This is a genomic window from Flavobacterium sp., from assembly GCF_049590715.1.
GTDB lineage: Bacteria > Bacteroidota > Bacteroidia > Flavobacteriales > Flavobacteriaceae > Flavobacterium.
Genome location: NZ_JBAWDL010000276.1, coordinates 16,489 through 28,555, shown reverse-complemented (window position 1 = coordinate 28,555; position 12,067 = coordinate 16,489). Strand labels below are relative to the sequence as shown.

General features: G+C 34.7%; 10 protein-coding genes. 7 read left to right on the top strand and 3 right to left on the bottom strand.

Annotated features, from left to right (window positions below):
• The coding region (locus WBQ70_RS12360) for a T9SS type A sorting domain-containing protein (protein ID WP_423914693.1) at positions 1-173 on the top strand (173 nt) is incomplete at its 5' end.
• Positions 174-232: 59 nt separating this feature from the next.
• Here WBQ70_RS12360 and WBQ70_RS12355 read toward each other — a convergent pair.
• Together WBQ70_RS12355 and WBQ70_RS12350 are read right to left on the bottom strand one after the other, a co-directional pair.
• Entirely contained in the window at positions 233-1,189 is a 957-nt protein-coding gene (locus tag WBQ70_RS12355) for a TerC family protein (RefSeq protein WP_423914689.1), read from the bottom strand.
• Positions 1,190-1,324: 135 nt separating this feature from the next.
• Positions 1,325-2,344 carry a glutamine synthetase beta-grasp domain-containing protein gene (locus WBQ70_RS12350; protein ID WP_423914687.1) on the bottom strand — a complete coding sequence of 340 codons (1,020 nt, stop codon included), beginning with the start codon at positions 2,342-2,344 and terminating at the stop codon, positions 1,325-1,327.
• 436 nt (positions 2,345-2,780) lie between these two features.
• Between WBQ70_RS12350 and WBQ70_RS12345 the strand changes: the two genes are divergently transcribed.
• The 6 genes from WBQ70_RS12345 (at position 2,781) to WBQ70_RS12320 (ending at position 10,874) form a co-directional block, all read left to right on the top strand.
• Positions 2,781-4,970 (top strand): glutamine synthetase III, encoded by a 2,190-nt coding sequence (locus WBQ70_RS12345; protein ID WP_423914685.1) that lies wholly within the window; start codon positions 2,781-2,783, stop codon positions 4,968-4,970.
• Positions 4,971-5,122: 152 nt separating this feature from the next.
• The gene (locus tag WBQ70_RS12340; protein WP_423914683.1) at positions 5,123-7,717 is read left to right on the top strand and encodes a T9SS type A sorting domain-containing protein; all 2,595 of its coding nucleotides are present in this window, start codon (positions 5,123-5,125) and stop codon (positions 7,715-7,717) included.
• Positions 7,718-7,905: 188 nt separating this feature from the next.
• A complete protein-coding gene (locus WBQ70_RS12335; protein WP_423914681.1) occupies positions 7,906-9,084 on the top strand; it encodes an AIR synthase related protein in 1,179 nt (392 codons plus the stop codon).
• Positions 9,085-9,312: 228 nt separating this feature from the next.
• Positions 9,313-9,678, top strand: coding sequence for a hypothetical protein (locus tag WBQ70_RS12330; protein WP_423914678.1), 366 nt, complete (start codon positions 9,313-9,315; stop codon positions 9,676-9,678).
• 256 nt (positions 9,679-9,934) lie between these two features.
• A complete protein-coding gene (locus WBQ70_RS12325; protein WP_423914676.1) occupies positions 9,935-10,375 on the top strand; it encodes a hypothetical protein in 441 nt (146 codons plus the stop codon).
• A gap of 130 nt (positions 10,376-10,505) precedes the next feature.
• On the top strand, positions 10,506-10,874 hold the full coding sequence (locus WBQ70_RS12320; RefSeq protein ID WP_423914673.1) for a DUF1801 domain-containing protein: 369 nt from the start codon (positions 10,506-10,508) through the stop codon (positions 10,872-10,874).
• A gap of 111 nt (positions 10,875-10,985) precedes the next feature.
• Here WBQ70_RS12320 and WBQ70_RS12315 read toward each other — a convergent pair whose 3' ends face one another.
• Entirely contained in the window at positions 10,986-11,999 is a 1,014-nt protein-coding gene (locus WBQ70_RS12315) for a M28 family peptidase (protein ID WP_423914670.1), read from the bottom strand.
• Positions 12,000-12,067 lie beyond the last annotated feature (68 nt).

The window sequence follows — 12,067 nt, the reverse complement described above, 5'->3', positions numbered from 1 at the left end:
TTGTAGTTTCAGGCTTAGATACAGTTCAAAAGTTTGAAATTTATAATTTGTTAGGATTAAAAGTATTAGAAGGTGAAGTTCATACTGAGCAAAAAATACCAGTTTCAACATTAATAAAAGGGTTATATTTTATTAGAGTAGGAACAACCACATTGAAATTTGTAAAAAACTAAAGATTAAATTTCTATTTAAATAAAAACGGACTATCATTTGATAGTCCGTTTTTGTTATATTATAAGCTTTCGCTATTGACTTCCTTATTCATTCTCAAAGAAACGATAATTCCAGTCAAAAGAGATACTGCTATAAATCCAAGTGATGCCCATTCGGGTATTTTGAAAAAATCATGGATTAGCATTTTGAGTCCCACAAAACTTAAAATAGCAATTAAACTATATTCAAGATAACTAAATCGTTCCAGCATATTAGCCAAAAAGAAATACATAGAACGCAATCCTAAGATAGCAAAAATATTAGAACTAAAGACTAAAAATGGATCGGAAGTAATGGCTAGAATAGCAGGAACACTGTCAAGTGCAAAAACAACATCCATTACTTCGATAACGATAAGCGCAACAAATAATGGGGTTGCAGCTTTAATGTGTCTTTTCTTTACAAAAAAGTGTTCGCCATCAATTTGCGTAGTTATGGGGGTGAGTTTTCGTAAATAACGATAAACAAATGATTTCTTGGGGTTGAATTCTTCTTCTTCCTTTGAAAAAAGCATTTTTACAGCAGTGTAAAGAAGAAATGCACCGAAGAGATAGGTTGTCCAAGCAAATTTATTGATAATAAGGACGCCAAAATAAATCATGATTCCTCTAAAAATAATGGCGCCAATAATTCCCCAGAACAAAACCCGATGTTGGTATTTTTTAGGGATTTTAAAAGCGGCAAAAATAATGGCAATTACAAAAATATTATCAACACTCAAAGAAAGTTCTATTAAGTACCCTGTGATGTATTTCATCGAGGCTACTGCGGGTTTTAATTGATCAGGATTCGAAACATAATTGTTTTGGTATAACCAATAAATAACTCCTGAAAATATAAAGGATAATGAAACCCAAATAGCGGTCCATTTGCCAGCTTCTTTAGAGCTAATTTCATGAGGTGTTTTATTGAATATACCCAAATCCAAGGCAAGAAAAACTAAAATGGCACTTATGAAACAAATCCAAACAATCATATTACTATATTTTTAGAAATTCAAAGATACTTGTTGCTGGTATCATTTTTAAATATTTTAATACTAAATTAAGAAATTAGTGCATAAAAAAAGTGCCTTCTTGTGGAAGGCACTTTTTGTTTTATTAAGAAAGAATTACAAAGCAGATTTAACTGTTTTGATGATTCTTGCAGCAATTTTGTATGGGTCACCGTTAGATGCTGGTCTTCTATCTTCCAACCATCCTTTGTATCCTTTTTGTACTGCGATTAATGGAATACGGATTGAACATCCTCTGTCTGAAACTCCCCAAGAGAAATCGTGGATAGAAGCCGTTTCGTGTAAACCAGTTAAACGTTGATCGTTGTAAGCTCCGTAAACTGCAATATGTTCAGCAGTTACAGGACGGAAAGCCTCACAAATTTTTGCGTATACTTCTTTGTCTCCGCATGTTCTTAATACTTCGTTAGAGAAGTTAGCATGCATACCTGAACCATTCCAATCCATGTCTTTTCCAAGTGGTTTTGGGTGGTATTCGATGTAGTAACCATATTTTTCAGTCAAACGATCTAATAAATAGCGAGCAACCCAGATTTCATCACCTGCTTTTTTAGCTCCTTTAGCAAACAATTGGAATTCCCATTGTCCTGCAGCAACTTCTTGATTAATACCTTCAAAGTTCAAACCAGCGTCGATACATAAATCAGCATGCTCCTCAACTAATTTTCTTCCGTGTGTGTTTTTTCCACCAACTGAACAATAGTACATTCCTTGTGGAGCTGGATATCCACCAACAGGGAAGCCTAATGGTAATTGAGTTTTAGTATCCATAATGAAGTATTCTTGTTCGAAACCAAACCAGAAATCATCGTTATCATCATTGATAGTAGCTCTTCCGTTTGAAGGATGTGGAGTACCATCAGCATTCATAACTTCACACATTACAAGGTATCCGTTTATACGTGCTGGATCTGGGTAAATAGCAACAGGCATCAATGAACAGTCAGATGAACCACCTTCAGCTTGTCTCGTAGATGAACCATCAAAAGACCAAAGTCCTATTTCTTCTAATGTTCCTTTAAAATTTTCATGTTCTTCAACTTTAGTCTTACTTCTAAGATTTTGAGTTGGTTCGTATCCATCTAACCAAAGGTATTCTAATTTTATTTTAGCCATAACTATGTAAATTTTATTTAATAATTTTTAACAGTGCAAATATAGAAGTTTTTTTTTATAGCCGAAAATTAGGGGGTGTTTTTTATAGGGTATGGTATTATTTTTTAGATTACTACATTTTTTTGGGTGGATAATTTAGAAATAATCATTTTGAGGGGGGCTAATGAGTAATTTTGTAATTTTTTAAGAATCATTTTGTATTTAATTACATGAAATAGTACCTCTCTCCTTAAAAATCCGGGGGTCTTTTATTTATGTTTGAAAGGTATAAGATTAGGATCTGAAGGGAATACGGTTTTTTAAAATAGTTTTTTATGGATTTGTAGGTGGTTTTATTATGTCGAAAATGAAAAATCTGTGAATTGAATTATTTCTAAACAATTTATAGTTGTTATATTTGTAAAACTAATAATTCATTCTAGAAATACACATAGATATGTCAACAATACGTTTTCAAGCTTTGAGAGAAGCTTCCACTAGAAAACCAGTTCATTTTGAAGAATCTGGAAGAAAATCGGCCATTTTTGGTTCCAATGTTTTTAATCAAAAAGCAATGAGGCAGTTCCTTACTTCGGATGCTTCCAAAGCAGTTCAAAGTGCAATCCAGCATGGAACAAAAATTGACAGAAAGCTAGCGGATTATATCGCTATGGGGATGAAAGAATGGGCTTTGTCTAAAGGCGTGACTCATTATACACACTGGTTTCAGCCACTGACTGGAGCTACAGCTGAAAAGCACGATGCTTTCTTCGAAACTTCTTTGGATGGATCAGATGCTGTAGAGAAATTTGGTGGTGCTCAATTGGTACAACAAGAACCTGATGCTTCTAGTTTTCCAAATGGCGGAATCCGAAATACATTTGAAGCCAGAGGATATACTGCTTGGGATCCAACATCTCCAGCATTTATTTTTGGAACCACACTTTGTATTCCAACGGTTTTTATCTCTTACACAGGAGAAGCATTGGATAATAAAATTCCATTATTAAGAGCTTTATCGGCAATTGATGAAGCTGCCACAGAAGTATGTAGATATTTTGATAAAAATGTAAAAAAAGTTACAGCAACCTTAGGATGGGAGCAAGAATATTTCTTGATTGATAAGGCTTTGGCCGAATCTCGTCCGGATATTATGATGACAGGAAGGACCTTGTTAGGACATACTTCGGCCAAAGGACAACAATTAGACGATCATTATTTTGGAGCGATTCCTACACGTGCATTGGTTTATATGCGTGATTTAGAGCAAGAGTGTATGTTGCTAGGAATTCCAGTAAAAACGCGTCACAATGAGGTAGCACCCAATCAATTTGAGTTTGCTCCAATCTTTGAAGAAACAAATTTAGCCGTTGACCACAACTGTTTGCTGATGGATGTGATGCAAAAAGTGGCAGAACGTCATTATTTTAAAGTGTTATTACACGAAAAACCATTCAAAGGAGTAAACGGTTCAGGAAAACACAATAACTGGTCATTAGCGACTGATACTGGGATTAATTTGTTAAGTCCAAGTAAAACGCCGATGACGAATTTGCAATTCTTGACTTTCTTTATCAATACGATCAAAGCGGTTAATGATTATGAGTCTTTATTGCGTTCATCTATTGCTACTGCTAGTAATGACCATCGTCTAGGAGCAAATGAAGCTCCGCCAGCAATTATATCGGTTTTTATTGGTGAACAATTAACAAAGGTTTTAGATGAATTAAAAGAAGTAACTACAGGTAAATTATCTCCTGAAGAGAAAACCGATTTAAAACTGAATGTAGTAGGGAAGATTCCAGAAGTAATTTTGGATAATACCGATAGAAATAGAACATCCCCTTTTGCTTTTACTGGAAATAAATTTGAATTCCGTGCTGTGGGTTCTACCGCTAACTGTTCAAATGCGATGACTACTTTGAATACGATTGTGGCCAAACAATTAAAAGACTTTAAAATTGAAGTCGATGCTTTGATCGAAAATAAAACCATGAAAAAAGATGATGCGATTTTTAATGTATTACGTGAATACATCAAAAAATCCAAAAAAATCCTTTTTGAAGGTGATGGCTATAGTGAAGCTTGGGAAAAAGAAGCCGCTAAAAGAGGTTTGAGTAACTTTAAAACTACTCCAGATGCGTTGAAAGCTAAAATTTCAAAACAAGCGTTGGATTTATTCTCTGAAATGGGAATTATGAATAAGATTGAAGTCGAAGCTCGTTATGAAATCGAATTGGAAGAATATGCTAAGAAGATCCAAATCGAAGGACGCGTATTGGGTGATATTGCTACGAATCACGTAATTCCAACAGCGATTCGTTACCAAAATACTTTAATTGAGAATGTAAAAGGTTTGAAAGATATTTTTGGTTCTGATTTTGAAACGATAGCCAAAGAGCAAATTCGATTAATCAAAAACATTTCGAAACATATCGAAGGGATCAATTCCAAAGTAGTCGAAATGACTAATGAAAGGAAAAAAGCAAATGTCATGGCTGATGCTCAAAAAATGGCCGAAGCCTATTGTAATAATGTAAAACCATATTTTGAAATCATCAGAGAGCACTGTGATAAGCTGGAGCTTTTAGTTGATAATGAATTATGGACTTTAACCAAATATAGAGAGCTTTTGTTGACCAAATAAAAGCAAATTTTATGTATCTAAAAATGCCTATCCTAGCCGATAGGTATTTTTTTTTGTTTTTATTTTAAAATTAGGGGTAACAATTGTAAATGTGAGTGGATATAGAGTTGCATGTGTTCATGTAATTTTTATTAACCTCAAATTTTTTTATTATGAAAACAATTGTACATCTAATTATCGGCTTGTTCGTTTTGGTATCTTGGTCTGTTTCAGCACAAAAATATCAAGACACATTAATAACTGTCAAAAATGCAAAACTGCATTACGAATATGATTTAAGTTGGTCGAAGGAAGTTAAATCCAGAGATATTGAACAATTTATCAAAAGTCAGTCAGGACCTTCTTTTAAGTCGTCTGCCCAAATTCAATCTGTTTTACAAAATATAAAAGTATCTAAAGATCCATGTGTTAATTCTGGTTTTGAAAGCGGGTATAGTGGCTGGACGGGTTTGAGTTTGAAACACGGAATCACAACAACTCCTATCGAGAATGGGTTAACGTTAAATCCAGGGGTGTTAACATTGCCTTACACAGGTATAGCTTCTGGACAAAATTTTACTTCAATTGAAACGGTAGGTACTGATGCTCTTTTGTTAGCGGCAACTCCTTCTTTTTCTATGTCTAAAACGGCACCTGGGTCGTCAGGTACACAATCCCTTCGTTTAGGAAATGATCAACCGGGTTTTGGTGCTGAAGGTGTAGCAAAACGTTTTGTAGTCACAGCGGCCAATGCAAAATATTATTTTCAATATGCTTTGGTAATGGATAAAAGCCACTCTAATCCTGATGGAAGCATCAGTGGTTCAGAAGTGTTTTTTGTTGCCGAAGCCGTGGATATGTCAGGAGTGACAATTGATAAAATAGTTGATGTTGCAGCACCTTCTAATCCTTTTATTAGTGCCACTAATTCACCAACCGAGGGAGTGAAATATTATAGAGATTGGCGATGTGCTTATTTGGATTTGTCAAGCCATATTGGTCAGGAAGTGGTAATTATGTTCATCAATTCAGACTGTTCTGCGGGAGCTCACAATGGCTATACGTATCTTGATGACACCTGTACAACCTGTAAAAATACTTCGGAAGGCGTTATTGATTTGGATTTAAAAGGACATGATTGTATTGAGTCTAAGCAAACTTTTAAAGGTAATTTTACTGTCCCTAAGCTTGCGACAAATGTTCAGATTAGTTTCGAAATCTATCAAAGTGGTACTTTATTAAGTACTATTCCAGCCACTACGATTGTGGGTTCTAATTATACTGTTGATGTTGCAGCAACTGATTTTCCAAATCAAACGCCAGGAACTTGTTATGATGTGGTAGCAAAATTAACTTTCGACTTAATTGATTTGAATGGAAATACACAAACAGTGGTACAATATTCTACAAATCCAGTTTTAGGAGTCCAATATGGTCAAGTTGCAGGATTTAATAATGATATTTGTTTTTGCAAAAATGATTTAGGATCGTATTGTTGTGATGCTGAGAATTTAGTAATGAATGGTAATTTCGAAGCAGGAAATACAGGTTTTTCTAGTGCTTACACAATGAATCCAGCTACTTATCCAGGACAATTCAATGTGACCAATACAGCTGCGGCTTTTGGTGCAACAGTTACGGATCATTCCTATTGTGTTGATCCAGTTCTTTATGCTTCTAATACTAAGTATTTAACGGTAAACGGAAAAACACAACAATCTGGTTCATCTGTAATTTGGGAACAAACAATTACAGGTTTGCGCAAAGGAGATACATATCGTTTTTGTGCCAATTTCAAAAACATGAAACAATGTACATTTGACATACTTCCAAAAGTTAGAATGGAAGCAGGAACAACAAGCTCACCCGTGTTTACTGTAAATATGGCGACAACTAATGCTTGTGCTTGGCAAAATGAAAATATCACTTTTACCGCAACAGGAACTAGTGAAACGATCCGAATTTATCTTGATGAAATGGGGAATGGTGACGGTAATGATCTGGCAATTGATGATATTTATGTAGGTGTTTTGAGTGATCCAGGATTGGCGATTACGGTACAACATGACGGAACTACTAATGCTATAATTGCTTCGGTAAATACGATTGCAACTTCAGATGATGGGATTAAAGGAGATTGTCGCAAGTACCATTGGTTTGTAGCTGAGGTGAGTTCGTATCCTTCTGTAGTGATTGATTGGAGTACTTTTGCACACGGAAATAATACAGGAAGTAATTTACCTCCATTTGCAGGGACACCATCGGCTACGGCTTGGAACCTTACAACTACTTTTCCAGGATATACTTTTGCAAATAATAAATTGTATATCATCGGGATGTACACACCTGAATGCGACTGTTATGGTAGTGATTTTACGTATCAATTAACATTTAATACTACAGCAAAAAATACAAACGCAGGAGGTATTACGTCAGAACAACAAGCAGCCATTATAGATGCTATTTTAAATGGATTGAAACCAGGAAAAGTAGATGAGACAACTATAAAAGGAGCGAAAACAGAAATTAAAAATAATGTTGAAATCTATCCTAACCCTGTAGTAAATGAGTTAACGGTTTCTGCATTGAATGAGATGATTTCAGAGGTGGTAATTTCAGATGCGGCAGGTAAAATAGTTCAAAAACAAGCTTTTTTATCTCAAAATACTGTTGAGAAAATCAACGTGTCACAGTTGAATAAAGGGATTTATTTTGTCAAAGTGATTAGTGATAAAAATACCTATGAGTCAAAATTAATAAAGAACTAGAACTTTGGTTTTTGTTTAAAGATGAGCTATCTATTCATTTAGGTAGCTCATTTTGTTGTTTTAAGGAATAGTTTTACTAGCTGCGAAATGAAAAAAACAGTTGTCAAATTCAGTAAATTAAAACCAAAAAAAAGTTATCTTTGCGCCTCAAAACAGTTGTTTATAACCCGCTTACCTAATTACAATTCATGAGTTCAGATACTTCAAAAAGATACGCACTTCGAGGTGTTTCGGCATCCAAAGAAGATGTGCACAACGCCATAAAAAACATTGATAAAGGATTATTTCCACAAGCATTTTGCAAAATCGTTCCAGATTATTTAACACAAGACGAGAATTATTGCTTGATTATGCATGCCGATGGAGCAGGGACAAAATCCTCTCTAGCATATATGTATTGGAAAGAAACCGGTGATTTATCTGTTTGGAAAGGCATTGCGCAAGATGCATTGATTATGAACATCGATGACTTATTGTGTGTAGGTGCAACAGATAATATTTTGCTTTCTTCAACCATTGGAAGAAATAAAAACCTAATTCCTGCTGATGTTATTTCGGCTATCATAAATGGTACTGAGGAGTTGATTAAAGAATTAGATTCTTTTGGAGTAACCATCCATTCAACAGGTGGAGAAACAGCTGATGTAGGCGATATCGTGCGTACCATCATCGTTGATTCAACAGTTACGGCGCGCATGCCACGTAACAAAGTAATTGATAATGCAAATATCAAAGCAGGTGATGTGATTGTAGGTTTGTCTTCTTTTGGTCAAGCAACTTATGAAAAAAGCTATAACGGCGGAATGGGAAGTAACGGATTGACATCAGCTCGTCATGACGTTTTCGAAAAATATTTGGCTACCAAATATCCAGAAAGTTTTGATGCAGCAGTGCCAAACGAATTAATCTATTCTGGTCAAGTAAAATTGACGGATGCTGTTGAAAATAGCCCGATTGATGCGGGACAATTGGTGCTTTCGCCAACACGTACGTATGCGCCAATCATCAAAACCATTTTAGATAAATATAATTCAAGCGATATCCACGGAATGGTGCATTGTAGTGGTGGAGCACAAACTAAAATCTTGCATTTTGTTGAAAATCTTCACATCATCAAGGATAATTTGTTTCCAGTACCCCCTTTGTTTCAATTGATTCAAGAGCAATCTAAAACCGATTGGAAAGAAATGTACCAAGTATTCAACTGCGGTCACCGTATGGAAATATACGTTCCTGAAACTGTCGCTCAAGATATTATTGCCATTTCAAAATCATTCAATGTTGATGCTCAAATCGTAGGTAGAGTAGAAGCGGCAGATGCTAAGAAATTAACGATTACCAGCGAATACGGTACTTTCGAGTATTAAAAAGTGAAGAGTTATTTGTTAAGGGTTAGGGGTTTTGGAATTTAAAATTTTTAGGAGCTATTTCCTGCTATCCGCTATATCTTTTTTGCCTGAAAAAGGCAAAAAAGGATGTCGCTTCTATCAGGGCTAGGAATTTTGTGCAACTATTTATGAATTCCAAACAATCAATTCCTAACTTCCATGCACCGACATTTAACTCCTAACAAATAACCCATAACCCCAAAAAAAATGTACGAATTACTATTTTGGCAATACCTAGAAGAAGTTTATTTGAATCATCAATTAGTGTATGAAGCACTTATTGAGGAAGAAACGGTGGAAGGACTTGAAATACTTCCAGTACAAGTGATCTTAAACCGAATCGCTTCAGTATTTGCTACATGGGAAAAAGTAGATGAGAACAGTTGGCAAAACCCAAAAGGGAAAGGTGCTTTTCAAGTAAAAACAACAACTCAAAGTATCCAAATAGATTGTTACGGAACCGAAGGAAAAACGATGGACAAACTAGTCAGTGTAATGGAGGAATTCAAATGTGCGTTATACGATCCACAAATTCCTGCTCGTTACGATGAGTTTCATGAGGAAGAGGAGTAAATAAGTGTTCAGTATTCAGTTTTTTAGTGTTCAGTTTAACCGCAAAGACACTAAGGCGCAAAGAAAAAGTATTTATAGGTTTTGGTTAAAAACATAAAACTGTGAAAACAATCTGTGCTAATCTGTGTAATTTGTGTTTGAAAAAAATATTTTTGTGTAGCTCTGTGTTATCTTTGAGAATCTTTGTGAAACAAAACAATAAGTGTCTTGGTTTTTATAAATCCCAATTCCTAAATCTTAATTCCTTAATAAAAAAATGAAAATAAATTTAAAAAACGGTATCGATAAATTGCTTTTTGGAATGAAACAAAAAGATGTTACAGCAATTTATGGTAAACCTTCAAAAGAATATAAAGACGAGGACGGACACCAAATTTTAGTGTACAACAGCCTTAAAATGCGTTTGACTTTTTATCACGATGAAGATTTTAAACTAGGGTATATTGTAGCTTCAAGTGCTGCTTTGGAATTGTTTGGTAATAAAATCATCGGTCAAAAAATTGGTGATGTCAAAAAAGAGTTGGCAAAGAAAAACATCACCAAGTTTACTCAAGAAGAGTTTGATACTTTTGAAAACTATTTCAATGATGAAAACTGGATTATTTTTCAAACCGAATTTGACGAAGTGGTAAAATTCGAATTAGGAGCCATCATCAATGATAAAGATGAATTTGAATGGAAATTTGGAAAGAAGTAAATTTCTAAAAAGAGAAGATAAGGGAAACCGTCAATGAAAATTGGCGGTTTTTTTGTTAACGAAATTAACTTCAGAAATTTGTTAAAATTTGTGTAATTTGTGGTGAATTTTGATTCTCAATATATTTAAAATGACACCACTAGACCAATTTTACGACAAACAACAAGAACCTCTTAAGGGTACTTACTTGGCTTTGCGCGATATAATCATGAAGCAAGATGAAAATATCACGCATAGTTTGAAATACGGCTGTCCTTTTTTTAGTTACAAAGGCAAGATGTTTTGCTATTTATGGTTTCATAAAAAGTTCCAACAACCCTATATTAGTCTGGTGGAAGGGAATTTGTTTGAAGAACCTTTTTTAATACAAGAAAAAAGGGCGAGAATGAAAATCATGCTTTTAGATTCAGACAAGGACTTGCCTGTAGAACGAATTGAGGCAGTTATTCTAAAAGCCATATCGTTTTATCAATCAGGACTTATTAAAATTAAAAAATAATACTATATTTTTAGTAGACCGAGGATAAGACGGATTAGAAAAAAAATCTGTGTAAATCCGTTTAATCTGTGTTCCGTTTTTACACAATATTTTTCTATTCAAATTAAATAATTATTTATCGACCGTAATTCGGTTTTCGCGATTGGCGAGTTCCCAGGCTACAACAAAGGCAAGTTGGGCTCTTTTAACGAGAGCATCAAATTCTATTTTGTCAGGAGTATCAGTGGCGCGATGGTAATCAGCATGGACACCATTGAAAAAGAAAACCGATGGAATTCCTTTTTTGGCAAAGTTATAATGGTCGGAACGCTCGTAGTAATGATTAGGATCTTTAGGGTCGTTGAATTTTAAATCCAAATCAAGTTGGGTGTATTTTTCGTTAGCAGCAACAACAATGTTGTGCAAGTCGGTTGACAAACGATCTGCGCCAATGACATACACATAATTATTAGTTAGGCTATGTTCCTTGTCGCGACGTCCAATCATATCGATGTTAATGTCGCTTACGGTGTTTTTGAGAGGGAAAATAGGATTTTCAGAATAATATTTGGATCCCAATAAACCGTGTTCTTCGCCAGTAACATGCAGGAATAAAAGAGAGCGTTTTGGTCCGTGACCTTCGTTTTTAGCAATTTGAAAAGCTTGAGCTATTTCGAGTAAACTTGCCGTTCCTGAAGCGTTGTCATCAGCACCATTAAAAATGCTTTCTTTTCTTTGTCCAATATGGTCGTAATGTGCCGAAATGATAATAACTTCATCTGGTTTTTCGGTTCCTTTAATAAATGCGCAAATATTTTCAGAGTCATTTAGTTGTTCGCCACTTCTTGTTTTTAGGAACGAGGAGGGAATGTTTTGGTAAAAATCAGTTAGGCTTTCAGGATGTGTTATTTTATTTTTTTGGTATTGTGAAACCAAATATTTCCCAGCTCTCTTTTGTCCTACAGAGCCCGTTTGACGTCCTTCCATGCTGTCAGCAGCAATGGTAAAAACATGCGTTTTTAATTCGGATTCAGTAATTGTTTTAAGATATGTAGTTGCATTGGCGGTTGGTTTGCTATCACTTCTCTTAGTGTTAGCACACGAGAGTGTTAGTAAAAGCAAAACGAATCCAAGTGTTTTTTTCATTTGTAAAAAATTAATTCATCAATATTATTTAAGATCGTGTTTCAAATTTATTTATAAAACCATTTATT